Source organism: Variovorax paradoxus, from assembly GCF_029919115.1.
GTDB classification, from domain to species: Bacteria; Pseudomonadota; Gammaproteobacteria; order Burkholderiales; family Burkholderiaceae_C; genus Variovorax; species Variovorax paradoxus_O.
In genome coordinates, this window is the sequence record NZ_CP123990.1 from 1,691,025 (window position 1) to 1,716,612 (window position 25,588).

The window sequence follows — 25,588 nt, forward strand, 5'->3', positions numbered from 1 at the left end:
CTACACCTGAATCAACCCCCACCGCAGCGCCACCCACGTCAGCTCCGCCTGGTTGGTCGCCCCCAGCTTCTGCTTCACGCGGTACAGGTGCGAACCCACCGTGCTGAGCGAAAGGTTCAGCGTGCTCGCAATCTGCGCCACCGTCATGCCGCGCGCAAGCTGGATGAAGACCGAGAACTCGCGCTCGCTGAGCAGGTCGGCGGGGTTGGCTTCGCCCTCTATCTGCGCCGTGGCCAGCGCCTGGGCGGTGTTCGCGTCGATGTAGCGCTCGCCGCGCGCCACGGCCTTGACAGCGGCAATCAGCGCTTCGGGCGCGCTGCGCTTGGCCAGGTAGCCCAGGGCACCGGCGCGCAGCACGCGGCGCGGATGAATCGTGTCCTCGTGCGCCGACAGGGCGAGCACGCGCGCCTTCGGGTCGTGGGCCAGCAGGCGGCGCAAGGCTTCGAGGCCGCCCATGCCGGGCATCGAAAGGTCCATCACCACCAGGTCGGGCCGCACCTGCGGGTAGTCCTGGCAGGCCTGTTCACCGGTGTCGGCTTCGGCTGCCACTTCGATCTGCGCGTCGGCCAGCAGCATGCGAAAGCCCATGCGCACCAGCGCATGGTCGTCTACCAGCATCACTCGAATCGGCTTGGCCGCCTGAACTGCCTGGGTCATGTGTCTGTGTTCTCCGTTTCGCCTGCGCGCATGGGCAGCCGCACCGTCAATCGGGCGCCGCTGGGCACGGCGGGTTCGAGGCGCAATTCGCCGCCCAGGCTGTCGATGCGCTCCGCGAGCCACCGCAGGCCATAGTGCCCGGTGCTGGTTTCCCTTGCAGCCTCAGGGCCGGGCAGGCCGCGGCCGTCGTCGGTGAGGGTGAGCTTTACCGATTGTTCGTCGCCCCGCAGCGCCAGCACGATGCGGTGCGCCTCGCCATGGCGCAGGGCATTGGTAATGCCTTCCTGCGCGGCACGATAAAGCACCAGCGCGGTGTCGGTGTCGAGTCGAAGGCGGTCTAGCTCGAGCTCCAGGCTCCATTCGACCTGCACGTCGCCGTGGCTGTTGCGCGTGCGCTCCACCAGGTCTTCCAGGGCGGCGACCAGGCCGAACTTGTCGAGCACCAAGGGCGTGAGGCGGGGAATCATGCCGTGCATGGCGGTGTAGAGCCGGCCCGATTCTTCGGCGATCAGGCGTGCGGCCTGCTCGGCCTGCGGATCGAGCGCCTGCACGCGCTGCGCAATCGAAAGCGCCATGCTGCGCATCGCGGTCACCGATTGCCCCAACTCGTCGTGCAGCTCGCGCGCGATGAGGCGGCGCTCCTGCTCGATCTTCTGGTCGACCCAGCGGCCGAGTTCGCGGCTTTCGGAAAGGCGGCTTTCGGCCCGCACGGCGCGCCGCTCGGTTTCGATGTGCTGCTGCAGCATGCCGACCATGCGGTTGAACGCAGCGCCGATGGCCGCGGCCTCGGTGCCGGGCAGGGCGCGTAGCGCCACGTCGAAGCGCCCGCTCTCGAGCTGGTTGAGGGCATGGACGATGTCGGCGAATGGCCGGGTCGCACGCCCCACGAGCCAGAACACGCCCGCATTGACGACCGCCAACAGGCCGAGCGCGCTGAGCATCAGCAGCACGAAGTCGTCCCACGCATCGAGCACCGCACGCGATGCGTTCGACAGCACCATCAGCCGCCCGCCCGGAAACGCGATGGACAGTTGCGAGGGCGGCGGCGAGACCAGGCCGGCGAACCAGTCCGGCGCATCGCGCCCGGCCTTGTAGACCGAGGTCGGCGAGCTGTACAGCACGCGGTCGTCGTTGTCGAGCAGCGTGATGTCGTTGGACCGGACGCGCCCCACACCCTGCAGAAACGACAGCATGGCCGGCGTGCCCTGCGCCGCGTAGAGCCAGGCGGTGCGGTTGAGCAACTGCGCGGCCACGCGATTGGCAGCCACGACTTCTTCATGCACCGATTCGCGCATGGCGCGCACCTGCAGCGCGAGCATGGCCGCGACGAACAGCAGCGTGAGCAGGCTGACGATCAGGTTGATTTTCAGGCGCAGCGTCATGACGCGGGCCCATCGCCGAAGTGGCCATGCAGCGCATAGCTGTCGAGCGCGGCGACCATGGCCGATGCCATTGCCGGATGCGAAGGGTCGTGGCCCGCGCCATCGACCCAGCGCAGCTGGCCGTGCGCGATGCGCTCGTGCACCGCCTGTGCGCCTTCTGGCCGGCAGATGCGGTCGTCGCGCGAGTGCAGCAGCAGAGTGGGTACCTGGGGGAGCGCATCGAGCCGGTCGAGAAGGGGAGGCGAATCGAGCCAGCAGCAGTGCAGCAGGTAATGGCTCTGCACGCGGTAGCGATCGACCAGCGCGTCGAGCGTCTCGCGGTCGGGTTGTGGCTCGGCGTTCGATAGGGGTTGGCTGCTGGACAGTGTTCTCTCCCAATGCCACCAAGCGAGGGCAAGCCGCCGGGGCAAGTCTGCATCGGCTCCGGTCGTGGGCTCCTGCAGGCCGCGAGCCAGATAGCCCAGCATGTCGTGGCGCTGATCAGGCGGCACTGCCGATGCAAACCGCACCCATGCGTCAGGCGCACGGCCCGCGGTGTCCTGGAAGAAATCTTCGATGTCTTCGGCCCGCGCCAAGAAGACCGCGCGCAGCAGCAAGGCCGCAACTGCCTGCGGCTCGAATGCGCCATACGCAAGCGCCAGCGTGGCGCCCCACGAACCACCGACAACCAGCCAGCGCGGCACTTCGAGCCGCTCGCGCACAAGGCGCAAATCCTCGAGCAGATCCTCCGTGCGGTTGTGCGCCGTCGCACCGCGCGGTCGGCTCCGGCCCGCACCGCGCTGGTCGATGCTGATCACGCGGTACCGCCCAGGGTCGAAGAAGCGGCGCAGCAGCGGCGAGCTGCCCGAGCCAGGCCCGCCATGCAGCACCACGGCGCAGAGGCCGGCCGGATCACCACTTTCTTCTACATGCAGCACGTGGCCGTGCGGCACCTCGATGGCGTGGGTGCGCCAGGGCTGGGTTTCTGGGTACAGGCCGGTAGAAAGCACGAGGGCCATGGTACGCGGTGGCCCCATTGCCGCTATTCATGAAAATCATGAAGTCCCATTCATGATTTCACGGCTAGGTTGCGGCGGTGCATCGGTTCAATATGCGTCCTGGAGCACTCGAAGTTCCCGCAGCAGCCAGGTGGTGCTGTGTAACCTTTTCAGGAGACTCTATGAAATGGGAAACCCCGACGGCAACTGATCTTCGCTTCGGCTTCGAGATCACGATGTACGTCAGCGCACGCTGATTGCGCGCTTCTTCACAACCCGTCCCGGCACGCCAGGGCGGGTTGTTTCGAACCCCTTCTTTCTTATTCGATGCGCATTACCGTTCTGGGCTCGGCCGCGGGCGGCGGCTTTCCGCAATGGAACTGCAACTGTCCCAACTGCGCGGGTGTGCGTTCCGGCACTGTGCGTGCCAAGCCGCGCACGCAGTCGTCGATCTTCGTGCGGCCCGACGACAGCGACGACGGCGTGCTGTTCAATGCGTCGCCCGACATCCTCGAGCAGATCCGCAGCAGCCCGGTGCTGCAACCGGGCCGCGCGCTGCGCGACACCGCCATTGCCGGCGTGGTGCTGATCGACGGACAGGTCGACCATGCCACGGGCCTTTTCATGCTGCGCGAGCGGGGCACGCCGCTGCCACTGTGGTGCACCGACCCTGTCGCCGAAGACCTGAGCCAGGGTAATCCCGTGCTTCGCGTGCTCTCGCATTACTGCGGCGTGGCGCGCCACCCGATTGCGCTCGACGGCAATGCCTTCGAAGTGCCGGGCGTGCCCGGCCTGAGTTTTCGCGCAATGGCGCTCACCGGCAAGGCCGCGCCGTATTCGCCGCACCGCGAACAGCAGGTGCCGGGCGACAACATCGGCGTGACCCTGTTCGACCGCAAGAGCGGCAAGAGCCTGTTCTATGCCCCGGGACTGGGCGCGATCACGCCGCCCGTGTTCGACGCCATGGCAACGGCCGACGCGGTCATGGTCGACGGCACCTTCTGGACCGATGACGAAATGGTGCGCCTTGGCGTCAGCGGCAAGCGCGCGCGCGAGATCGGCCACCTGCCGCAGTCGGGCGAGGGCGGAATGATCGAGTGGCTCACACGGCTGCCCGCGGGCACGCGGCGCATGCTGATTCACATCAACAACACCAACCCCATCCTCGACGAAGACTCCGACGAGCACGCCCAACTGCGGCGCGCGGGCATCGAGCCCTGCGAGGACGGGATGACGATTCAACTCTGAAGCCTGAACGCCAGGCCCACGACCATGCACGCCGACAGAATCCAGGATCCGTTTCGACCGGCCGCGGGCAGCGAAGAAAACGCGCCGGCATGGACGCGCGACGAGTTCGAAGCCAGGCTGCGCGAGCGCGGCCGCAGCTATCACATCCACCATCCGTTCAACGTCATGCTGAACAGCGGCCGAGCCACGCCGGAGCAGATCCGCGGCTGGGTGGCCAACCGCTTCTATTACCAGATAGCGATCCCCATCAAGGACGGCGCGGTGATCTCGAACTGCCCCGATCCCGCGGTGCGGCGCGGCTGGGTGCAGCGCATTCTCGACCACGACGGCTTCGAACTCGGCGGCATCAAGGACGAAGGCGGCATCGAGGCCTGGTTGCGCCTGGCCGAAGCCGTGGGCTTGTCGCGCGAAGAGGTGACCGACCTCCGCCACGTGGTGCCGGCCATGCGCTTTGCGGTCGATGCCTACGTGAACTTTGCGCGCCGCGCGCCCTGGCAAGAGGCGGTGTGTTCGTCGCTCACCGAGCTCTTCGCGCCCGAAATCCACAAGCAGCGCCTGGCCACTTGGCCGGAGCACTACAGCTGGATCGAGCCAGACGGCCTGAGCTACTTTCGCAACCGGGTGAGCCAGGCACGGCGCGACGTGGAGCAGGGCCTGGCGATCACGCTCGACCACTTCGATACCCGTGCGCTGCAAGAGCGCGCGCTGGAGGTGCTGCAGTTCAAGCTCGACATTCTCTGGGCCATGAACGATGCAATGGCCACGCGCTACGGGGTCAGCAGCACATGACAGCAACCAGAGCCATGCTCACCGCCGAAAGCAAACCCCGTGTCGGCCCCGGCTTTCGCCTGCAATGGGAGCCGGCGCAAGACTGCCACGTGCTGCTGTACCCCGAGGGCATGGTGCGGCTGAACGGCAGCGCGGGCGAGATCATGAAGCGCTGCAACGGCGAACGCAGCGTCGCACAAATAGTGGCCGACCTCGAGCAAGCCTTCGACACCACCGGCCTCGAACCCGAGGTGCGCGGCTTCGTCGAAATGGCGGCGCAGCAGAACTGGCTGCGCTGGGACCCTGCATAACGCCCATGACGCCCATGACGCCCATGACGCCCATGACGAACGCCGCACCCCGCCCCGGACCACCGCTCTGGCTGCTGGCCGAGTTGACCTACCGCTGCCCGCTGCATTGCGTTTTCTGCTTCAACCCGGTCGACTTTGCCAAACAGGAGGACGAGCTCGGCACCGACGACTGGCTGCGCGTGTTGCGCGAAGGCCGCGAACTCGGCGCCGTGCAGTGCGGCCTTTCAGGCGGCGAGCCGTTGCTGCGCGACGACCTCGAAATCATCATCGCCGAGGCCGCGCGCCTGGGCTACTACACCAACCTGCTGACCTCGGGTGTCGGCCTCACGGCGCAGCGCGCCGCCGCGCTCAAGGCCGCGGGCCTGGACCACGTGCAGCTGTCGTTCCAGGACTCCACGCGCGAGATGAACGACTTTCTCTCGCACACCAAGACCTTCGAGCTTAAGAACCGGGTGGCCAGGATCATCAAGGAGCAGGGCTGGCCGATGGTGCTGAACGTGGTGATCCACCGCATGAACATCGACCACATCGACCGCATCATCGAAATGGCACACGAGATGGGGGCCGAGTACCTGGAGCTTGCCAACACGCAGTACTACTCGTGGGCCTTCGTCAACCGCGACCAGTTGCTGCCCACGCACGAGCAGCTGCGCCATGCGGAGGAAGTGACCGATGCCTGGCGCAAGCGCCTGGGTGAGCGCATGCGCATCTTCTTCGTGGCACCCGACTACCACGAGGGCAAGGCCAAGAAGTGCGTCAACGGCTGGGGCAGCATGTTCCTTACCGTGGCGCCCGATGGCACCGCGCTGCCTTGCCACACTGCCAAGATGCTGCCGGGACTCGAGTTTCCGAACGTGAAGGCGCAGGGCCTCCGCGAGATCTGGTTCGACTCCGAAGGCTTCAACCGCTACCGCGGCACCGGCTGGATGAAGGAGCCCTGCGCAAGCTGCGACCAGCGCGAGCAAGACCTGGGCGGTTGCCGCTGCCAGGCCTACCTGCTGGCGCAAGATGCGGCCGCGGCCGACCCCGTGTGCGCAAAGAGCCCGGACCACCATCGCGTGGTCGAGGCGGTGGAGCGCGCTGCAGCGCGCGACCCGGCGGCGCCGGTGGAGCATCCGCTGGTGTTTCGCGATCCGGCCAATTCGCGGCGGCTTTCGGCAGCACTCGTCACGCCGGGCGAGTGAGCCCGCGCGGCCGGGCGGTGCCGGTCGCCTTCTTCTCCTGCCTCTTCGGCTGCCGCTCGCGCAGCCAGCCGAAATCGGGTGCAAAGCGCCACGCGAGCAGCAGCAAAGCAAGCAGTGCGGGAATCCACCGCAGGTCGGTTTCTGTCGGCACCTGTTGCGCGTAGCGGCTGTCGAGCATGGCGGTCAGCAGGGCATCGGGCTTGTTCAGGCGCCGGTAGTTCACACCCATCAACTCCGCCACCGAGCGCAAGTGGTCTTGCCGCAGTTCGGAAAGATGTTCGTGGTTCAGCGCGCCGCCCATGGCCGAGCCTTGCACCACCTCGTCGGCTCGCCAGTAGCCCGCGGGCTCGCCATTGCTGCCGGTCTTCGGGATCGGCACGGGCACATCACCCCCTACGCCGATGAGCCAGCCTTTCACATCGCCGGGCTTGATGTCGGTCATCGGCGGCGTTTCGTTGATGCGCAGCGGCGGCGATTCCTGCCCGTCGCTGATGAAGACGAAGCTTGTGTCCGGCCCGATGCTGCGCGCCCCGCGCACCGCCCACGTCACGCCCTTGCTGACGTTGCTCGCATTGGCCCACCGCATGCGCCCGTCGATGCGCTCGAGCGAGGCCAGCAGTTCTTCGTAATGGCTGCAGACTTCGACTGGCGTGAGGATCACCACCGAGCGGTAGTCTGCAAAAACGCTCCAGCCCACCTTGGAGCCGCAGGGGAGCGCTCCCAGCACGTCGCGCATGGCCGCACGCGCCAGCGCGAGCCGGCTTACGGCGGCCTGGTTGAGCTCGACGTCTTCGACGTTCATGCTTTGGGTGATGTCGAAGCTCACTTGCCAGTTGAACACCGGGCGCTGCAGCTGCACGCGCGGCGGCCAGACGGCAAGCGCCAGCAGCACAAGGGCGAGCAGCAGCGGCCCGTTGCCGGAGCTGCCGCCGAAGCGCCGCCAAACGGACAGCCATCGACTGGCCCGCAACGGCAGCCTCACGGCAAGTCTCCGGCGACGAAGCCCGGCACCCGCACCCGCCGCTGCTCGTGCGCCGGTTGCTGCTCGGCTGAAAAGGCTTCCTGGTCCTCGGGCGCCAGGCGCAGCGCACGCTCCAGGTTGTAGCGAGCGTCCCAGTCTTGCGGTGCGGCCCGCAGCAGGTCGCGCAGGCGCTGCTTGCCCAGTTCGAAGAGGGGCAGGGCACCCGCTTCTTGCGCCATGCCCTGGCGCAGGTACATGTTGCCCAGGTTGAACATGGCCTGCTGCGCAACGGGGTCGCGCTCGCCGCTCTGGATGAGCGCCGCATAGCCCTTGAGCGCCGCATCGTGCGCGCCGGCTTTCGAAAGCGCCAGCGCTTGCGCCAACTGCAACTGGCGCGGCGCTGAAACGGGTGCGGGCGCTGCATCCTTGCCCACCGGGGCCGCAGCGATGCGGGCGATTTCGGCGTTCAAGCCGGTTGCCTGGCGCAGGCGCAACCCGCGCTCCATTGCCACGCCAACGCAGCACAGGCTCAACACGCCGAACACCAGGTGAACGGTACGCCGCTTCATGCGTTCTTTCGCCAGCTTTGCAGCTGGACCGCGCGGCAGGCGAGCAGGCCCGCGCAGCACAGCATGGCCGCAATATAGAAGGCCGCGCCGTGGTCCCGCCGCGGCACGCGCTCATGAATCGTCAGCGGAAAATTCTGCTGACGGTCGATCTCGGCCATGGCAGCCGCCATGGCATTGGAGTCGTCCACCTGGTAGAGCCGGTAGGGTGTGCCCAGCGTCTTGAAGAACTGGTGCAGCGCCAGTTCTTCGCCCAGACCATAGGCCGAGGCCGACTCGGTGTTGAGATTGGGCGAGTTCGGGCCGCTGCGTACATAGATCCAGTACAGGCCGATCTTCTCGCGCGCAAGGCCGGCATTCACGCGCTGGCGCGTCGCCTCGTCGAGCTGGGCTCCGCCGTCCGAAACGATCAGGATCACGCGGCTTCCTGAATAGCTGCGGCCTTCGAACTCTTCGATCGCCGCCAGCAGTGCGGCGCCCATGCGTGTTTCGGGCAGGCCGCGGCCAATGGCGGTGGCGGCGAGTGCAGCCTGCACGGTGTCTGTTTTCTGCGTGAACGGCACCGCGACGATCGGCACCGTGCTGAAGGTCATGAAAGCGAAGCGGTTGTCGGGCCGCTTGGCAACGAATTCGCTCAGCAGGTCGCGCACGACCTTGGCCTTGGGCTCCTGCGACATGCGGCCTGCCGTCTGCAGGCCGTTGGTGTGTACCGTCGCATCCATGCTGCTGCTGCGGTCCATGAGAATGAGCACCTCCGCGCCGCGGCCGGCACGCTCCACCACCGCACCCGATTGGCCGGGCCCCGCAAGGCCGAGCACGGTAAAAGCCATGGCACCCACCGCGAACGCGCGCCACAGAAAGCCCACGAGGCGGCCGATGCGATCCGCCGGCAGCCACGCCAGGTACGAAAAGCCCAGCGTGTCGCTGCGCCTGCGCAGCAGCGGCAGCAGCGCAAGCGGCAGCAGCACGAGCATCCAGGGTTGGGCAAGGTCGAATCGCATGGCTCGGGCGGGGAGGTCAGTGCCGGTGGCGCTTTTCGGCGTTGCGCAGCGCACGGCAGAGCGGCTTGAGCGGGTAGGCGCCCTGTGGTCGCGCCGACGCGGCCGCGGCGCTCTCGGCAAAGAAGAAGCGCCGCGTGGATTCACGGAAGAAATCCTCGAGGCGCGGCTGCAGCGGCTGCAGGTAGGGCACCGCCACAAGCAGCTGCGGCAGGCTGGCGCCGTGCACCACGCGGCCGGCGCTGCGGTTGAGCGCACGGTGCACCACGCGCCAAGCTTCCGGGCTGCCGGGGTCGCCGATTCGCTTGAGCTCGCGGCAGGCGCTTGCAAACGGAAGCTGCTGCGCTTCGCTCCTGTTGCGCCATGCCCACCAGCCGAGCCAGGCCGCCACCACCGCCAGCAGCGCAAGAAGCGAAAACTTCAGGTGCTGCTCGACGGCGTAGGTAGAAAGCGCGGCCACCGGCCGATCGGGTCGCAGCGGTTGCAGATCGCCTTGCGCCTGCACTTCGAGCGGCGTGAGCGGCCCGATGCTCACCGGCCACGCGGGCACCGCCAGTGCGTCGCCCGACGCGGTCGCAATGTCGAGCGCGGGCAGCGAAATGGCGGTGAGCGCGCGCGGCGCATTGATGACCTGGTAGTCGATGGCCAGCCAGCGCCGCCTCTCGGCATCGGTCTCGATGCGCGAGGGCCTTCGCTCCAGCCAGAGGTCGATGCGCGCGGCGCTGGGAAGCGCACCGGGCTGCACCGGCCGGCCGGCCTGCTCCAGCAGCACGCGCTGGGTGAGAACGTCGCCGATCACGTGGCCGAAGGCGCGCGGCTGCTCGACGGTGGCGGTTGCCGCCGTGCACGCTCCGGCTGCAGCCATGGCCAGCACCAGCACGGCCGCACGGAGCCGGTTCATGCCGTCGTCTCCATGAAGTACCGCGTGAGTGCTTCGGCGTCGAAGCGGCCGTTCAGCTGAAAGGGCGGCATGCCGTGCGCGTTGAACAAGGCGGTGAGTTCGGCGCGACGCCTTGCGACCGATTCGCGCCACCGGGTGCGCAGCGATTCGCGCATCCACAGGCTGCGCCGCACGCCGGTTTCGGCATCGCTCAGGGCAACCAGTGCGCGCGCGTCGGGCGGTTCCATCTCCGCCGGGTCCCACACCACCAGCGGAACGACGCAGGCCGGCGCGAACTGCGCAAGCAGCTCGCCGAGTGCGTCGATCGACCAGTGAAAGTCGGACGCCAGAAACACCAGCCCGCCGCGGCCCACCAGGCGCTCGGTGGCGCGCTGCAGGCCCGTCAGCGCCCAGTCGTCGGTGGGCGGCGCGCCGGGCGTTGCATGGCATTCGCGCAGCATCCGCGCCATCAGGCTGCCGTTGCCGCGGCTGTGGCGTGCGGGCACAAAAAGGTCTTCGCGCTCGCGCTGGTCAAAAGCCAACAGGCCGACCGTGTCGCCCGCGCGAAACGCGCTGTAGCCCAGCGCCTCCACCAGGTCGGCCACCACGTCGAGCTTGCGCCGCTCGGCGCCAAAGTGCATGGACGCCGACACGTCCACCACCACATGCACGGGAATGGCGACCCGAAGGCGATGGATGCGCACCAGCCAGTCGCCGCGGCCGTCGCGCACGCTGGCGCGCAGGTCGATGCGGCGCGGATCGGGGTGGTCGAACAAGCGCCGGTGCGCCGCAAACTCCTGCCCGCTGCCCTGGCTCAGCCCGCGCTGCGCACCCGGGCGCCAGCCGCCGAAGCGGCGCGGCAGCTGATAGTGGAATTCGTCGATGCGCTCCATGGCGGGCTCGGCGGCGTCAAGGCGCCGCAATCCTGTCCATGATCTGGGACACCAGAGCTTCCGACAGCTCCGCACGCCGCAATTCGTACACCGGCGTAAAGAACACGCGGTGCCCAAGCACCGAAGGCAGCACCGCGGCAAGATCGGCCGGCTCCAGGTGCGAGCGGCCCTCGAGCCAGGCCACGGTGCGCGCCGCGCGCAGCAGCGCACTCATGCCGCGGGGGCTGGCGCCGGCAAGAATCAGCCGGTCCATGTCCACGTTGTCGAGCCGGATGCCGAACTTCTGCGGCACCTCAGTGGCTTCCCACACATCGAGCACATAGCGCTCGATGGTCTCGCTGGCGCGCACGCTGCGCTGCACCTCTGCGGCAATGGCGTTGAGCCGGTCCCACGGCAGTATGGCGGGCGCCACCTTGTCGATGAGGCTTTCGGTGTCGTGGTAAGCCGTATCGAACACCAGCGACTGGCGGATGGCGCGGTCGCTCGGCTTGGGCATGTTCAGCTCGAACATGAAGCGGTCGCGCGCCGCCGAGGCCAGTTCGAAGGTTTCTTCGCGCTCGACCTTGTTGCGATCGGCAAACACCGTCATGTGCGGAAAGCTGTATTCGCGGTCGAAGGCCGACACCGTGCGTTCGGCCATGGCGCGCAGCAGCAGTGACTGCACCTGCGGCCGAGCCCGGTTGATCTCGTTGAAGAAGAAGGTGACCAGGCGCTCGCCGTGCCGCAGCAAGGGCCCGGGGTCGATGCGCGGGCGCCCCTGCGCATCGACATAGGTGTGATAGACCAGGTCGCCCGGCATCAGGTCGACCGTGCCTTCCACCCGCTCGAAATCGCCGCCGATGGCGCGCGAGAAAGCGCGCAGCACCGTCGTCTTGCCCACGCCCACGTCGCCCTCGAGCAGCACATGGCCGCGCGCGAACAGCGCCACGTTGATGAGGCGAATCGTCTCGGTCTGCCCGATGACCGCCTTGGCGACTTCGCTCTCCACGCGCAGCGCAAGGCGCCGCCAGTCTTCGAGTTGTTCCTGGGAGCCCATGGTGTGTGATTGAAGGAGGCCCGGGGGACTACTTCGCCTCCATCATCTTCTTGAGATTGGCGAGCCCGCCGCGGTAGACGCCGGTCACGGCCTTGATGGCGGCTTCGTCGTTCTTGTCCGGCGGCGGATCGTTGTTGGGATAGCCGCGGTAGAAGGCGCCGCGCCACTCGACGACGGATTTGCCGCCGTCTGCCACCACTGAAAGGGTTGAGGTGTAGTTGGTGACCGGCAGGGCGCCGCCGTCCTTTGCGCGGTAGCTGTATTTTTTCTGCGCGTCGTCGTAGCTTTCGAGCGTTTCGATCAGCGCGCCGCCGTCCTTGAGCTTGACGGTGCGAACCGACCCTTCGGCATTGCCCTTGTCAGCGGGGCTGTCGGCCACGGCTGGGTGCCAATCTTTCAGCGCATTGAAGTTCTTTATCTTGGCCCACACGGCATCGGCCGGCGCCTCGATGGTGACTTTTTCGCTCACCTTCTGGCGTGTCGGCCCGTGGGCCAGGCTAGAAGCCGATGCGGCCAGCAGAACGGATGCAAGAAGAACGGGGAGTGTTCGTCGGCTGAAGGGATGAGTCGGCATGGAAACGTCCGTGATGAAAAAACTTGGGAAGGGTCGGTCGAAAAGATTCAATGCTCCACTGGCGCGCCGATGAAAGCGCCGAAGCCTCGGCTGTTCTGCCCCGTGGCAATGGTCTTGAGCTTTTGTCCGGTTGCGGCGTCGAGCACCTGCACGTTGTCGTCCATCCAGTTGACGACATACACACGGTTGCCATGTGCGGCAATGCCTTCGGGGTAGCCGAAGCCGGGCAGGGTGCGCAGCACCTTGAGCGAAGCGGCGTCGATCACGCTCACGGAGTCTTCGTGCTGGTTGGTCACGTACAGCAGCGCGCCGCCTTGTGCAAGCGCCGCGCCGTAGGGCGCCTTGCCCACCTTCACGGTTGCAACCACGGCCGGCCGGCGAATGTCGCGCACGTCGATCACCGAAACATCGTTGCTCTGCACATTGAGTGCATAGAGCCGGGCGCGCGGCGCGTCGTAGAGCAGCGCAAACGGATGGCTGCCGACGCGCACCCGTGCCAGCACGCGCTGAGACCGGGCATCCAGCACGGCCACGCTGTCGTCGTCGCGCTCAGCCACAAACACGGTGGCGGCATCCGAATGCGCCGCTACGCCAGCCGGCGCGCGGCCGACCGCAATGGAGGCGAGCGGCTTCGAGGCGCCTTCGGCCAGTGCATCGAACACCAGCAGCCGGCTGCTGTACCAGTCGGCCACGTACAGGTGCTTTCCGTCGCCGGATATGTCGATGCCCACCGGCCCGTCTCCGGCGGCCAGCGTGTTCACCACCTGCTGCCGGCGCATGTCGATGACCGAGATCGTCTTGCCGTCGGGGTTGGAGACGAAGGCCCGGCCCGCGCGGCTGGACGCCACCACGCCCGCGGGCGACCGGCCCACAGGCACGGTGGCCACCACTTGCTGCGATGCAAGGTCGATGACCGACACGTCGTGGCTGCCCTGGTTGGTGATGTACGCAAACGGCGCGGCCAAGGCCGAGGTGCAGCAGAGCACCATGGCTGCAAGCCCGATGCGCACAGGTGCCGCGTAACCCGTCATCGCCATGTGCCCGGGTTGCTGCGGCTCAGCGCGCGGTGGGAGGGCCGATGAAGCAGCCCTTGTTCACCTTGGCCTGCAGCGCCTTGTAGCGCTTGATGTCGGCCTGCAGCTTTTCGGAGTCGCGAATGTAGCCGCCACGTTCGCCGCCGATGGTTGTGGCCTTGGCCGCGGTGCTCAGGTCCACGTATTCCGAGTACCTGACTTCCTTGGCCATGGCGTCGACCGCGCAGGAGCACTTGCTCGTCATTTCGAACTTGCCCGCGTCCGGATGCGCGCCAATGCATTCCTGCACGTAGAGCACGCGGTCGATGGTGGGAAAGTCGTTGGCATGCTGCGGGGCGCCATGCACGGCCATGGGCAGGCCGAGAAGGCAAAGCACGCGTAGGATTTTTTTCATGGCGTTCGCTGGAATATCGAAGAAGGGCTGTGCTAGCGCGCCGGCGCCTTGGCCCCGTCGATGAGCAGTTCCTCGACGACGAGGGGCTGGGCCGTGGCGCTTTCGCCCGGTATGTAGGTGCGAATGCCGTAGACGCCGCCCGGCACTGCATCGGACAAGGTGAAGCGATAGTTCTTTGTCGCAAATTTTTCGTACTTGGGCCGGTTCGGGTCGTCCAGGAACGGGCTGAACGCAATCTCCTTGCCCTTGACCGTGCGGCCCTGGTAGCGCAAAGACACGTCGCGCACCTCGGCGTCCTGGTAGATCGCCATGCGGATGCGCTTGCGAAAATGGTTCTCGGAGCCGCGGGTGAGGCGCTTCATTTCTCGCACGTCATGCTCCAGGAAATAGAGGATGACGGGGTTGCCCTCGGCCGCAGGCACGTCGGGCACGGCAAGCTTGCGGGCACCGCTCAGGAACGCGCCCTTTGCGTCGCAGCAGCTGCCGTTGGCCTTGGCAATGAGTGCCACGGTCACGTTGTCGGCAAACGCTTCCTCGAAGCTCCCGTCCTTGCCAAAGGTGTAGCGCAGCAGCATGGGCGCTTGCAGGCCCTGCAGCTGCGGCGTCATGAACAGGAGCCGCTCGGCGGCCGAGAAGTCGCGCTTGTCGGCCTCGGCATACGAAGCCGGGGGAGCACCGAGCAGGGCACAGAGCAGGGCGCAGGCAGAAGAAGAACGAAGCGAAAAGACAGTGGCGAAGCGCATGGATGGGAACCCCGGTCAGTTGTTGGGCGCTCCGAACGATGCATCGACCAGCGGAACGCCGTACTCCTTCAGGATGGCCTGGATCTCGGGCGCCTTCGATTCGATCAGCCCCTCGATCTGCTGCTTCCATTCGCGTTCGCCGTAGCGCACGCCCATGGCCATCTGGTAGTCGAGCCGCAGGCCTTTTTCAGACTTGAGCGGCACCACGACAAGCGCGGGCGTCTTGACGCGCCGGGCGAAGTAGCCGGCAATCGGCCCCCACACCACCACCGCGTCGAGCTTGCCTTCGGCCAGGTCCTTCTCGACGATCTCGCCGGGGTATTGCGCGGGGTCGGCGCTCATGAGCTTGTAGGGAATGCCTTGCTCGAGCAGGCCGTGGCGGTTGAGCCATTGCGAAGCCGGCGAACGGTCGTAGATGCCGATGCGCAGCGACTTGAGCTTGGCCGGATCGAGCTTCAGGAAGTCCTCTGCCGAAGCCACGTTGTCCATGCCCTTGCCCTTGGGAAAGACCAGTGCATAGGTCGAGCGGTAGTAGGGCTTGGTAACCGAGACTTCGTCGAGCCCGACGGGCACACCCATCACGATGTCGCAAGGGTAGTCCTGCCCCGGCAGCTTGAAGCGCAGCGTGTTGCGAAAGAAGGCCAGGCGCTGAGGAAACGAGTAGTACACAACCGGCAGGCCTAGCGTCTTGCCGAACAGCTCGGCAATGCGGTTCTCGATGCCTTCTCCCTTGGTGTTGGAGAAGGGCATGTTGTTGGGGTCCTGGCAAACGCGAAACTCCTTGCGCGGAGGCGTTTCCTGCGCCTGGGCGGGAAGCGGTGCGCAGCAGAGCGCCGCGCCGGCAAGGCCCACCAGGCCCAGGAGGCTGGCTCGCAGGCGAGCATCGACCGAAAGGGGGTTGGCAGCACGCTGCCGGGCGGTCATTTGTTTTCTTCCACTCGGGCGCGGGTGATCGCGCCGTCGGACCGGCCCTTCAGGTAGGCATAGAGCTGGTTGATGTTTTCCATCACCGCGGGGTTGTTGCCGAAGCTCTGCATGCCCTTGTCGAGCCGTCCGTCGCGAACGGTCTTGATGAAGTCTTCCTTCTTCATGGTCTTCAGGCTGTTGATCAGCGACGGGCCGACCATGCCCTCCTGGTTGGGGCCGTGGCAACGGTCGCAGGCTGCGGAGCGCCAGGTGCGGAAACCCTTCATGGTTTCCGGGTCCACCTTGTAGCCGTCGGTTACCTTGTAGGGCGCGGGGTCGGGCGCAGCGGCCACAGCCAATGTGCAGGCGACGCCGGCAAGCAATACGAGGGAAGGCAGCAACGTTGACTTACTACGAAATTTCATGGCTCCAGGGTCTCCGGTATCTTTGAAGGTACGGGGGGAGAGCCCTCGAGCGAGTGCTCTCCCTGTCCGCATGTTGCGTCTATCTATCTCTCGACGCCTTGGTAATAACCTCAGTCACTTGAATTGAACTTCAGTTGCTTCAATTGCTCGGCAGCGCAAAGACGGTGAGCGAGCCGCCCAGTTCGGTGTACTGGCTCAGTTCCTTGTAGCCACCCACGGCGCCCAGGCCTTCGGTGCTCTTCTCGGGGTCGATGCCCGCAGCCATGCCGATGCCGGCCCAGCCGCCAATGCCCGAGAACACGCCGATGTATTGCTTGCCCTTGTGCTCATAAGTGAACACGTTGCCGATGATTCCGGACGGCGTCTTGAACTTGAAGAGCTCCTTGTTGATGTCCTTGGCATCCACGCACTTCAGGTAGCCCTCGAGCGTGCCGTAGCAGGAGATTCCGCCGGCGGTGTTCAGCGAACCGCTCCACACCGAGAACTTCTCGGCCTTGGTCTGCACGATCTTGCCGGTGCCCGCGTCCCAGGCAATGAAGTTGCCCATGCCGCCATGGCTGCCCGGCGTGGGGTACATCGACAGCGTGGCGCCCACATACGGCTGGCCCGCGGTGTACTCGACCTTGAACGGCTCGTAGTCCATGCAGACGTGGTTCGTCGGCACGTAGAAGAGCTTGGTGTTGGGGTCGTACGAGGCGGGTTGCTGGTCCTTGCTGCCCAGTGCTGCGGGGCAAACGCCCTTGGTGTTGACATCGGCGCCGTTCTGCGCGGTCGAATACTTGGCAACCACTTGCGGGCGGCCGGTCTTCATGTCGACGTGCGTGGCCCAGTTCACCTTGGGGTCGTACTTTTCGGCCACCAGCAGCGCGCCGGTCACGCGGTCGAGCGTGTAGGCAAAGCCGTTGCGGTCGAAGTGCACCAGCGCCTTGGTGGGCTTGCCCTTCACGTTGATGTCGGCCAGGATCATTTCGTTGATGCCGTCGAAGTCCCACTCGTCGTACGGCGTCATCTGGTACACCCAGTTGACCTTGCCCGTGTCGACGTCGCGCGACCAGATGCTCATCGACCACTTGTTGTCGCCGGGCCGCTGCGCCGGGTTCCAGGTCGACGGGTTTCCGGTGCCGTAGTAAACGGCATTGGTCGCCTTGTCGTAGCTGTACCAGCCCCAGGTGGTGCCGCCGCCGATTTTCCACTGGTCGCCCTTCCAGGTCTTCAGCGAAGAGTCCTTGCCCACGGGGGCCATCTTGCCGTCGGTCCAGGTCATGGTCTTGGCCGGGTCCATCAGCATCTCTTCGTCCGGCCCCGTGCTGAAGCCCTTCCAGGCCAGCTTGCCGTCCTTGATGTTGTAGGCAGCCAGGTAGCCGCGTACGCCGAACTCGCCGCCGCTGATGCCGGTGATCACCTTGTCCTTGAAGACGTGGGGGGCGTTGGTGTTGGTGGCGCCAACCTTCGGATCGCCGTTCTTCACCGTCCACACGACCTTGCCGGTCTTGCTGTCCAGTGCAACCAGCGTGGTGTCGGCCTGTTGCAGGAAGACCTTTCCTTCGGCGTAGGCAAGCCCGCGGTTCACCGTGTCGCAGCACATCACCGCGATCACTGACTGGTCCTGCTTGGGTTCGTACTTCCACAGGATCTTCTGGGTTTCGACGTCGACCGCGAACACCTTGTTCGGGAACGGCGAGTGCAGGTACATCGTGCCGTCGACCACCAGGGGCGAGCCCTCGTGACCGCGCAGCACGCCGGTGGAGAACGTCCACGCAACCTGCATCTTGCCCACGTTGCTCTTGGTGATCTGATTCAACTTGCTGTAGCGCTGGTTGAACATATCGCCCGCTTGCGTGGCCCAGTTCTTGGAGTTGGCGATGTTTTTCTCTACATCGGCATTGGCAAGCGCCAAAGCCGGAAGAGCCAACATCGCGACGCCGATATGCCGTACGAGACGGCCGGCGATCTGCCTGGAAAACTTCATAAATGTCTCCTCACATTTCAGTGGGTTTCGAACACGATCTGGCAGCAGCCCGCGGATCTTTCGATCGCTTTGGCGAATGCTGCGGTCCGCAACATCCATGCCTGCCGTTTTCAACCGTTGTCACGCCATGGCGCATCGCGCGTTCGATGCAACGGCCCGCGGCACCACTCGCAGGAGCGCATTGCGCCACCGCACCCTTGCTGCGTGCGGTGGTGTGCCGCAATGGGACGCTTACCTAGGGAAATCCCGGGCGTTCGAAAGCATTGCGCAGCGCAGCACAACACGCATGCGGTGGCCTGCGCGCGAAATGCGCATCCAAATTTGACGCAAAGTGTCTCGTGCGAAGTACGCATGCCAGGCCCTGATGAGCCGCGTGGGCGGCCTGCGCAGGCAAATGAGTAGGGACTCATCACAGTGAAAACCCTTGCCGGCCAGAGGCACAGAATTTGCGGATCGAATGGCAAACGGCAAATAACATTGAAGCCCGAACAGCTCGACAAATCACACCGCCCTACATGCTGCGAACCATCGACTTAACCAAGCGCTATGGCACGCGCACGGCGCTGCGGTCGTTGTCGCTGCAGCTGGCTGCGGGCCAGTTCGTGGCACTGCTCGGCCCCAACGGCGCGGGCAAGTCGACGCTGTTCCAGGTGTTGACGGGCATGTTCGCTGCCGACGAAGGCGAGGTCGAGGTCGCCGGCCATTCGCTGCGCCGCTCGGCCACTGCTGCACTGCGGCATATCGGCGTGGTGTTCCAGCAGATGTCGCTCGACCTGGACCTGAGCATCCGGCGCAACCTGCTGTTCCAGGCCGACCTGCACGGCCTGCCGCGGCGGCTGGCCGAAGAGCGCATTGCTTCGGCCTGCGAACGCCTGAACATCGACGCAGACCTGAACCGCAAGGTGCGCGAACTGTCGGGCGGCAACCGGCGCAAGGTGGAGCTTGCGCGCGCGGGCCTGCACCGGCCGGCCGTGCTGCTGATGGACGAAGCCACCGTGGGGCTCGACCCGAAGTCGCGGCAAGACCTTTTGGCCGCACTGCGCGCCGACGTGCGCGAGCGCGGCGTGTGCGTGCTGTGGGCCACGCACCGGGTCGAAGAAGCCGAAGAGGCCGACCGGGTGCTCGTGCTGCACAAGGGTTCCCTGCTGGCGGACGGCACGCCCGCAGAGGTGGGCCAGCTGCTCGGCGGCGCCACGCTGGAGGCGGGCTTCATCGCGCGCACTGCCTGAACACAAAGAAAGAATTCGAGTCAAGAAAAATGGAGACATCGCATGCGGCAACCTTCTTTCCCTTCGCTTCGTCGCGCGTCTGTTCGAACTGCCTGCCGCTCTAGCGCTGTCGTTGCCGCACTTGCGCTCCTGCTGGCCGCCGGGGGCAACGCCGCGCTGGCGCAGGGCACCGCCTATGTGTCGAGCGAAAAAGACAGCGCGCTGACGATGATCGACCTGGCAACGCTGGCCGTGAAGGGCACCATTGCCACCTGCAAGCGCGCGCGCCACATCCAGCTGACACCCGAGCGGCAGATCATGGTGGCGTGCACCGACTCCAACCAGGCCGACCTGATCGACCCCGCGACCGGCAAATCGGTGCGCCGCATTCCGCTGGGCGACGAGCCCGAGGCCTTCGACCTTTCGCCGGACGGCAAGGTGATTTATGTTTCGAATGAAGACGCGGGCGAGGCCAGCTTCATCGACACGGCCAGCGGCAAGAAGCTGCGCTCGGTGAAGGTGGGCGCGGAGCCAGAGGGCGTAAAGGTGAGCGCCGACGGCAAGACCCTGTACGTGACCTCGGAAGTGGCAAGCCTGGTGCACGTGATCGACACCGCCAGCGGCAAGGTCGTCAAGAACATCCGCGTGGGCAAGCGCCCGCGGCGCATGGCCATCACGCCGGACGGAAAAGAGCTGTGGGTCACCAATGAGCTGGGCGCCAGCGTCAGCATTGTCTCGACCGCCACCAACGAGGTGATCGACACGCTCAAGTTCGAAGTGAAGGGCGCACGCGCCGAAGACATCACGCCCGTCGGCATCCAGATGACGAGCGACGGCAAGCGCGCGTTCGTGGGCCTTGGCCGCGCCAACCACGTGGCCTTTGTCGACGTGCCCGGCCGCAAGGTCGGTTCGCTGGTGCTGGTCGGCAAGCGGGCCTGGAACGTCACGCTCGACAAGGCGCAGGCCCGGCTCTATGTGGTCAACGGCCTGAGCGACGACGTCACCGTGGTCGACGTGGCCGGTGCCAAGGCAGTGAAGAGCGTTCCGGTAGGGCGCGTGCCCTATGGGCTCGTGATCGTCGAATGAGGACGCGCGCAAAGGCAAAGTGCCCTGCGGGCGCGTGGTTGATGGCCGTGGCGCTCGTTTCGCTCATGGCGCCGGTGGCGGCGGGCGCGGCTGTGCTCAAGGCCACGCTGATCACGCCCGATGACGATCCGCGGCTGGAGCGGTCGCGGGTGGAGCGCGCCTACCTCGGCCATCCGGGCGGGCCGCTGTCCGACGGGCTCGAGGTGGCGCTCGAAGAAACCCGGTTCGAGCTGGAGGCGGTGGGTGCCGAAGTGGCGCTGGCCACCGCGCCGGCCGCGTCCATCGAGGCCGCGCGCGCCGCGGCTGTGGCTGCCGAGAAAGCCGGCGCAGCGGTGCTGCTGACCGACCTGCCCGCCGATTGGACGCTGGCCGTGGCCGACGCCGTGAAGCTGCCGGTGCTCAACCTCGGCGACGCAGCCGACCGCCTGCGCCAGCAGGACTGCCGCGCGCGCCTTTTTCACCTGATGCCGAGCGAACGCATGCGCAGCGACGCGCTCGCGCAAACGCTGGTGTCCCGCAAGTGGAACAAGCTGCTCCTGCTGGTGGGCGGCAGCCCGCAGGATGCGTTGCGCGCAGCCACCGCTCAGGCATCGATCAAGCGCTACGGCCTGCAGGTGGTGGCGAGCAAGCCGTTCAAGCTTTCGGCCGATCCGCGTGAGCGCGATCTGGCCAACCCGCTGCTGCTGACGGCCGGCAACGGCTATGACGCCGTGTGGGTGGTCGACAGCGACGGAGAATTTGCCCGCACGCTGCCCTACCGCACGGTGCTGCCGCGCCCGGTGGTGGGCGATGGCGGGCTGGTGGCGGTGGCCTGGCATGCGCAGTTCGAGCGCTATGGCGCGCCGCAGGTCTCGCGGCGCTTTGCCAAGGCCGCCAGGCGGCCGATGACGGCGCACGACTGGTCTGCCTGGATGGCCGGCAAGACCCTGGCGGCCATCGCGATTGCGGCGCCCAAGGGGCCGGTTGCGGCCTGGGCCCAGGCCATCGGCAAGACCACGCTCGACGGCTCCAAGGGCACCACCCTGAGCTTTCGCGCCTGGGACGGCCAATTGCGCCAGCCCATGCTGCTGACCGACGGGCAGGGCGTGATTGCGCAGGCGCCTGCCGAAGGCGTGCTGCATGCGCGCAACGTGCTCGACACGCTGGGTGCCGATGCGCCGGAGAAGCTATGTCCGAACGCACGCTGAAAACGCAAACGCCCGCCGGCGAACATGCCGAGCCCACCGCCAGGCGAGGCCTGGTCCACGCGCTGCAGGCCATGCGCGCCATCGTGCTGCGCGAGCTCTACAAGTTTTCGCAGCAGACCGGGCGGTTGGTGTCGGCGCTGGTACGGCCGCTCTTGTGGCTGGCCGTGTTTGCGGCGGGTTTCCGCAATGTGTTCGGCGTGGCGATCGTCGAGCCCTACGACACCTACATTCCGTACGACGTGTACATCGTGCCCGGGCTGGTCGGCATGGTGCTGCTGTTCAACGGCATGCAGTCGTCATTGGCCATGGTGTACGACCGCGAGATGGGGCTGATGCGCCTTTTGCTCACGGCGCCGCTGCCGCGGCCCTGGCTTCTGTTTTCCAAGCTGTGCGCCACGGCGCTGCTTTCGGTGCTGCAGGCGCTGGTGTTCGTTGTCGTGGCGGCGCTCATCGGCACCGAACTGCCGCTGCTGTCGCTTGCCGGCCTGCATGCGCTCGTGGCGCTGGCGGCCGGCGCGCTCATGCTGGGAGCGCTCGGGCTGCTGCTGTCGGTGCACATCAAGCAGCTGGAGAACTTTGCGGGCACGATGAACTTCGTCATCTTTCCGATGTACTTCCTGTCGACCGCACTCTATCCGCTGTGGAAGCTGCAGGAGTCGGGTGCCGAATGGGTGTACCAGCTGGCGCGCTTCAATCCCTTTACCTATGCGGTGGAGTGGATTCGCTTTGCCCTCTACGGCAAGGACCCGGGCCTTGCGCCCTATGTGGTGCTGGGCTGCCTGATCGTCTTCTTCGGGTTTGCCTGCTGGGGCTACGACCCGCAGCGCGGCTTTGGCGGACTGACCAAGCGCGGAGGCGGTGGGCCATGAGCGAACAGGGCGGCGATGTCACCCGGCGCCGCTGGCTGCAGCATGCGGCCGCGCTAGGGCTGGGCGCATCGGCCATGCCGCGCGCGGTGGCTTCGAACGAGCCGTTTCCGTCCCGCCCGATCACGCTGTGGGTGCCATGGCCCGCCGGCGGGGCCACCGACATCTCGCTGCGGATTCTTGCCGAACTGGCCTCCGTGCCGCTCGGCCAGCCGGTGCTGACCGAAAACCGCGGCGGCGCCGGCGGCACGCTGGCCATGCCGGTGCTGCAGCAGGCCAAGCCCGACGGCTACACCATCGCGCAAATGCCGCAGCCGGTGTTCCGGGCGCCGCACGTGCAGAAGGTGCTCTGGGACCCGATCCGCGATGTGACGCCGATCATCCAGGTGTCCAGCGTGACCTTCGGCATGCTGGTTGCGGCGGGCAGCTCCGTGCGTTCGCTCGAGGACATGTTCGCCTTTGCGCGAGCGCGGCCGGGCGAGCTGACCATTGCCACCAACGGCATCGGCACCACGCCGCACATGGTGCTGGAGGCGCTGTTCACGGCGCGGGGGCTGCGCTACATCCATGTGCCCTACAAGGGCACGGCCGAGCAGCTGAACGCCATTGCGGGCGGGCAGGTGATGGCGGGCGTCAATTCCACCGGGTTCGGGCCGGCGGTGGACGCCGGCACGCTGCGGCTGCTGGCCATCTTTTCAAGCGAGCGCTCCAGGCGGTGGCCGCAAGTGCCGGTGCTGCGCGAACTCGGGTTCGACATCGTGGCGAAGTCGCCCTACGGCCTGTCCGGGCCGCGCGGCATGTCGCCGGCGGTGATCGGCGTGCTGCACGACGCTTTCAAGAAGGCCATGTTCGACCAGCGCTTCAAGGACGAACTGGCCAAGTACGACCAGGAGGTCGACTACCTCGGGCCGGAGGCCTATGCGCAGTCGTGCCGCGAGATCTTCGCGCAGGAGCGCGCCATGGTGGAGAAGCTGGGCCTCACGCGCACCGGCACCTGAAAACAGGAGGGAACCCGTGAGCCGACCGAACAAGAAAAAAGGCAACCGCCGCCTCGTCGGCCTCGACATGGCGGCCCTGGCCGCGGTGGCCGCCGCAGCCTGCCCGATGATGGGCCACGCGCAGGACGCCGCGCCGCAGGCGGGCAGCCTGCCGACCGTCGAAGTGGTCAGCACCACGCCCGTGCCGGGCATCGAGGTGCCCAGGGACCAGATTCCGTCGAACGTGCAGACGGCGGACGACCGGCAGCTGCGCCGCGCGCAAAGCCTGAACTTGCCCGACTTCATGGCCACGCAGCTGCCGAGCGTCAACGTGAACGAGATCCAGGGCAATCCGTACCAGGTCGACGTGAACTACCGCGGCTTTACCGCGAGCCCGGTGCTGGGCACGCCGCAGGGCCTCTCGGTGTACCAGGACGGCGTGCGCGTGAACGAACCCTTCGGCGACGTGGTGAACTGGGACCTGATTCCGAAGGCAGCCATATCGAGCATCACGCTGCTGCCGGGCTCCAACCCGCTGTTCGGGCTGAACACGCTCGGCGGCGCGCTGTCGCTGCAGACCAAGCGGGGCGACACGCATCCGGGTACCGAGCTGGAACTGCAGGCCGGCTCTTTCGGCCGCGTGAGCACCGAGCTCACGCATGGCCGCAAGCTGGGCGAGGGCGGGCACCTCTTTCTTGCATTCGGCGGCCTCAACGAAGACGGTTGGCGCAACTATTCGCCTTCCCGCGTGCGGCAGCTGTTTGCCAAGGTGGGGCAAGACAGCGGCAAGCTCTCGTGGGACCTGAGCCTTACCCACGGCGACAACCGCATGGTGGGCAACGGCCTGCTGCCGGAGTCGATGCTGGCGCAGAACCGCAAGCAGGTGTACACGCGGCCAGACCGCACCGACAACCTCATGTCGATGCTCACGCTCAACGCCAGCTACCGCCTGAGCGACGTGCAGACGATTTCCATGACCGCGTACACGCGGCGCTCGCGCTACAGCACGCTCAACGGCGACCTGAACGACGGCTTTGCGCCGCCCGACGTCGAGGCGTCCGGCGTGGAGAACCGCACCTACACGCGGCAGCAGGGCGAGGGCGTGGCACTGCAATCGACCTATACGGCCGGCATTCACCAGCTCACCTTCGGCGCCTCGTTCGACCGTGCACGCACGCGCTTTTTGCAGACCGAAGCGGAAGGCTTTCTCGACGGCACGCGCGCCGTGGTGCCGCAAGAAGAGGCCGAGGTCGACGCGCTGCTCTCGGGCAAGAGCCGCACCGCCAGCCTCTATTTCTCCGACCTGATCACATTGCAGCCGAACCTGCAGCTCAGCCTTTCCGGCCGCTACAACGACACCCGCGTTTCCACCCGCGACGACGGCCGCGCCTGGCTCGGGCTTTCGACCCAGCTCGACGGCGAAGGCCGCTACAAGAAGTTCAACCCTGCCATCGGCCTCACATGGCAGGCCACGCCGCGGCTCACGGCCTATGCCGGCTGGAGCCAGGGCAGCCGCGCGCCGAGCCCTATCGAGCTGGGCTGCTCCGATCCGGCCAACGCGTGTGTGCTGCCCAATGCGCTGCAGTCCGATCCGCCGCTCAAGCAGGTGGTTTCGCAGACCTTCGAAACAGGGTTGCGCGGCACGTTTGAAGACGGGCTGCGATGGAATGCATCGGTGTTCCGCACAGTCAACAAGGACGACCTGCTGTTCGTCAGCAGCGGGCTTTCGCGCGGGTACTTCAGCAACTTTGGGCGCACGCTGCGCCAAGGCGTCGAGCTCGGCCTTTCGCAGCAGGGCGACCGCGTCGACTGGTCGCTGTCGTACAGCTATCTGCGCGCAAGGTACGACTCGCCGGCATGCCTGGTGTCCGAATCGAACAGCAGCGCCGAGACCAACCCCGCCTGCACCGGCGAAGGCGAGATTGCCGTGCGGCCCGGAGACCGCCTGCCGGGCCTGCCGGCGCACTCGCTCAAGTTCAACGTCGACTGGCGGGTTACGCCAAGCTGGAGCCTGGGCGCGCAATACCGCGTGTATTCACGGCAGACCGTGCGCGGCAACGAGAACGGGCTGCACGTGCCCGACGGGGCGGACTTCAGCGGCAGCGGCCGCATCGGCGGCTATGCGCTGCTCGACCTCACCACGCGTTGGAAGCTCGGGCGCAATGTGGAGCTTTTTGCCAAGGTGGCCAACGTGTTCAACCGCCGCTATGCCACCGCGGGACAGTTGGGGCACAACGGCTTTGACGCCAGCGGCGTGGTGGCGTCGCCGGACGCGTGGCGCAACTCGCAGTTCGTGGCGCCGGGTGCGCCTCGGGCGGTGTGGGTGGGGCTGCGCATGCAGTTGGGGGTTTGAGCCGG

General features: G+C 66.6%; 27 protein-coding genes. 11 read left to right on the forward strand and 16 right to left on the reverse strand.

Annotated features, from left to right (window positions below):
* From QHG62_RS08320 to QHG62_RS08330, 3 genes are read right to left on the reverse strand one after another with little or no spacing between them, the layout of a single operon-like run.
* Entirely contained in the window at nucleotides 1-657 is a 657-nt protein-coding gene (locus tag QHG62_RS08320; RefSeq protein WP_281150429.1) for a response regulator, read from the reverse strand.
* Nucleotides 654-2,039, reverse strand: a complete 1,386-nt coding sequence (locus QHG62_RS08325; protein WP_281150430.1) for a histidine kinase — start codon at nucleotides 2,037-2,039, stop codon at nucleotides 654-656. Before QHG62_RS08325 ends, QHG62_RS08320 begins: the two co-directional genes overlap by 4 nt.
* Nucleotides 2,036-3,037, reverse strand: coding sequence for an alpha/beta fold hydrolase (locus QHG62_RS08330; RefSeq protein ID WP_281150431.1), 1,002 nt, complete (start codon nucleotides 3,035-3,037; stop codon nucleotides 2,036-2,038). Before QHG62_RS08330 ends, QHG62_RS08325 begins: the two co-directional genes overlap by 4 nt.
* A 161-nt stretch (nucleotides 3,038-3,198) precedes the next feature.
* Between QHG62_RS08330 and pqqA the strand changes: the two genes are divergently transcribed.
* The 5 genes from pqqA (at nucleotide 3,199) to pqqE (ending at nucleotide 6,527) form a co-directional block, all read left to right on the forward strand.
* On the forward strand, nucleotides 3,199-3,273 hold the full coding sequence (pqqA, locus tag QHG62_RS08335; protein WP_010100094.1) for a pyrroloquinoline quinone precursor peptide PqqA: 75 nt from the start codon (nucleotides 3,199-3,201) through the stop codon (nucleotides 3,271-3,273).
* Nucleotides 3,274-3,343: 70 nt separating this feature from the next.
* Nucleotides 3,344-4,264: a pyrroloquinoline quinone biosynthesis protein PqqB gene (gene pqqB, locus QHG62_RS08340; RefSeq protein ID WP_281150432.1), complete on the forward strand. Its 921-nt coding sequence runs from the start codon at nucleotides 3,344-3,346 to the stop codon at nucleotides 4,262-4,264.
* Nucleotides 4,265-4,288: 24 nt separating this feature from the next.
* Nucleotides 4,289-5,053, forward strand: a complete 765-nt coding sequence (pqqC, locus tag QHG62_RS08345) for a pyrroloquinoline-quinone synthase PqqC (protein ID WP_281150433.1) — start codon at nucleotides 4,289-4,291, stop codon at nucleotides 5,051-5,053.
* On the forward strand, nucleotides 5,050-5,343 hold the full coding sequence (gene pqqD, locus QHG62_RS08350) for a pyrroloquinoline quinone biosynthesis peptide chaperone PqqD (protein WP_281150434.1): 294 nt from the start codon (nucleotides 5,050-5,052) through the stop codon (nucleotides 5,341-5,343). The genes pqqC and pqqD overlap by 4 nt, the downstream gene beginning before the upstream one ends.
* A gap of 14 nt (nucleotides 5,344-5,357) precedes the next feature.
* A complete protein-coding gene (pqqE, locus tag QHG62_RS08355) occupies nucleotides 5,358-6,527 on the forward strand; it encodes a pyrroloquinoline quinone biosynthesis protein PqqE (protein WP_281150435.1) in 1,170 nt (389 codons plus the stop codon).
* On the opposite strand, the gene QHG62_RS08360 is transcribed toward pqqE, so the two are convergent.
* The 13 genes from QHG62_RS08360 to QHG62_RS08420 form a co-directional block, all read right to left on the reverse strand.
* Nucleotides 6,511-7,503 (reverse strand): vWA domain-containing protein, encoded by a 993-nt coding sequence (locus QHG62_RS08360; protein WP_432445607.1) that lies wholly within the window; start codon nucleotides 7,501-7,503, stop codon nucleotides 6,511-6,513. The two genes, pqqE and QHG62_RS08360, sit on opposite strands and share 17 nt — an antisense overlap.
* Before the next feature lie 2 nt (nucleotides 7,504-7,505).
* Nucleotides 7,506-8,057 (reverse strand): MxaK protein, encoded by a 552-nt coding sequence (locus tag QHG62_RS08365; protein ID WP_281150437.1) that lies wholly within the window; start codon nucleotides 8,055-8,057, stop codon nucleotides 7,506-7,508.
* Nucleotides 8,054-9,055 carry a vWA domain-containing protein gene (locus QHG62_RS08370; protein WP_281150438.1) on the reverse strand — a complete coding sequence of 334 codons (1,002 nt, stop codon included), beginning with the start codon at nucleotides 9,053-9,055 and terminating at the stop codon, nucleotides 8,054-8,056. Before QHG62_RS08370 ends, QHG62_RS08365 begins: the two co-directional genes overlap by 4 nt.
* Nucleotides 9,056-9,071: 16 nt before the next feature.
* Nucleotides 9,072-9,953 carry a calcium incorporation protein MxaA gene (locus tag QHG62_RS08375; RefSeq protein WP_281150439.1) on the reverse strand — a complete coding sequence of 294 codons (882 nt, stop codon included), beginning with the start codon at nucleotides 9,951-9,953 and terminating at the stop codon, nucleotides 9,072-9,074.
* On the reverse strand, nucleotides 9,950-10,825 hold the full coding sequence (locus QHG62_RS08380) for a DUF58 domain-containing protein (RefSeq protein ID WP_281150440.1): 876 nt from the start codon (nucleotides 10,823-10,825) through the stop codon (nucleotides 9,950-9,952). The genes QHG62_RS08375 and QHG62_RS08380 overlap by 4 nt, the downstream gene beginning before the upstream one ends.
* Nucleotides 10,826-10,841: 16 nt before the next feature.
* Entirely contained in the window at nucleotides 10,842-11,861 is a 1,020-nt protein-coding gene (locus QHG62_RS08385) for an AAA family ATPase (protein ID WP_281150441.1), read from the reverse strand.
* 28 nt (nucleotides 11,862-11,889) lie between these two features.
* Nucleotides 11,890-12,435 (reverse strand): SRPBCC family protein, encoded by a 546-nt coding sequence (locus QHG62_RS08390; RefSeq protein ID WP_281150442.1) that lies wholly within the window; start codon nucleotides 12,433-12,435, stop codon nucleotides 11,890-11,892.
* 47 nt (nucleotides 12,436-12,482) lie between these two features.
* Nucleotides 12,483-13,472 carry a YncE family protein gene (locus tag QHG62_RS08395; protein WP_348638688.1) on the reverse strand — a complete coding sequence of 330 codons (990 nt, stop codon included), beginning with the start codon at nucleotides 13,470-13,472 and terminating at the stop codon, nucleotides 12,483-12,485.
* Nucleotides 13,473-13,491: 19 nt separating this feature from the next.
* Nucleotides 13,492-13,863, reverse strand: coding sequence for a hypothetical protein (locus tag QHG62_RS08400; RefSeq protein WP_281150443.1), 372 nt, complete (start codon nucleotides 13,861-13,863; stop codon nucleotides 13,492-13,494).
* 32 nt (nucleotides 13,864-13,895) lie between these two features.
* Nucleotides 13,896-14,606, reverse strand: a complete 711-nt coding sequence (locus QHG62_RS08405) for a hypothetical protein (RefSeq protein ID WP_281150444.1) — start codon at nucleotides 14,604-14,606, stop codon at nucleotides 13,896-13,898.
* Nucleotides 14,607-14,621: 15 nt separating this feature from the next.
* The gene (locus QHG62_RS08410; protein ID WP_281150445.1) at nucleotides 14,622-15,530 is read right to left on the reverse strand and encodes a substrate-binding domain-containing protein; all 909 of its coding nucleotides are present in this window, start codon (nucleotides 15,528-15,530) and stop codon (nucleotides 14,622-14,624) included.
* Nucleotides 15,527-15,937, reverse strand: coding sequence for a c-type cytochrome (locus QHG62_RS08415; RefSeq protein WP_281150446.1), 411 nt, complete (start codon nucleotides 15,935-15,937; stop codon nucleotides 15,527-15,529). Before QHG62_RS08415 ends, QHG62_RS08410 begins: the two co-directional genes overlap by 4 nt.
* 139 nt (nucleotides 15,938-16,076) lie before the next feature.
* Nucleotides 16,077-17,852, reverse strand: a complete 1,776-nt coding sequence (locus tag QHG62_RS08420) for a methanol/ethanol family PQQ-dependent dehydrogenase (protein ID WP_432445608.1) — start codon at nucleotides 17,850-17,852, stop codon at nucleotides 16,077-16,079.
* Between the two features lie 569 nt (nucleotides 17,853-18,421).
* On the opposite strand from QHG62_RS08420, the gene QHG62_RS08425 reads away from it, so the two are divergent.
* The 6 genes from QHG62_RS08425 to QHG62_RS08450 are packed head-to-tail and all read left to right on the forward strand — an operon-like array spanning nucleotide 18,422 to nucleotide 25,583.
* Nucleotides 18,422-19,135: an ABC transporter ATP-binding protein gene (locus tag QHG62_RS08425; protein ID WP_281150448.1), complete on the forward strand. Its 714-nt coding sequence runs from the start codon at nucleotides 18,422-18,424 to the stop codon at nucleotides 19,133-19,135.
* 42 nt (nucleotides 19,136-19,177) lie between these two features.
* On the forward strand, nucleotides 19,178-20,200 hold the full coding sequence (locus QHG62_RS08430) for a PQQ-dependent catabolism-associated beta-propeller protein (RefSeq protein WP_281150449.1): 1,023 nt from the start codon (nucleotides 19,178-19,180) through the stop codon (nucleotides 20,198-20,200).
* Nucleotides 20,197-21,387, forward strand: coding sequence for a branched-chain amino acid ABC transporter substrate-binding protein (locus QHG62_RS08435; protein ID WP_281150450.1), 1,191 nt, complete (start codon nucleotides 20,197-20,199; stop codon nucleotides 21,385-21,387). Before QHG62_RS08430 ends, QHG62_RS08435 begins: the two co-directional genes overlap by 4 nt.
* Nucleotides 21,369-22,256 (forward strand): ABC transporter permease, encoded by an 888-nt coding sequence (locus QHG62_RS08440; protein ID WP_281150451.1) that lies wholly within the window; start codon nucleotides 21,369-21,371, stop codon nucleotides 22,254-22,256. The genes QHG62_RS08435 and QHG62_RS08440 overlap by 19 nt, the downstream gene beginning before the upstream one ends.
* On the forward strand, nucleotides 22,253-23,251 hold the full coding sequence (locus QHG62_RS08445; RefSeq protein ID WP_281150452.1) for a tripartite tricarboxylate transporter substrate binding protein: 999 nt from the start codon (nucleotides 22,253-22,255) through the stop codon (nucleotides 23,249-23,251). Before QHG62_RS08440 ends, QHG62_RS08445 begins: the two co-directional genes overlap by 4 nt.
* Before the next feature lie 16 nt (nucleotides 23,252-23,267).
* On the forward strand, nucleotides 23,268-25,583 hold the full coding sequence (locus QHG62_RS08450) for a TonB-dependent receptor (protein ID WP_281150453.1): 2,316 nt from the start codon (nucleotides 23,268-23,270) through the stop codon (nucleotides 25,581-25,583).
* Nucleotides 25,584-25,588 lie beyond the last annotated feature (5 nt).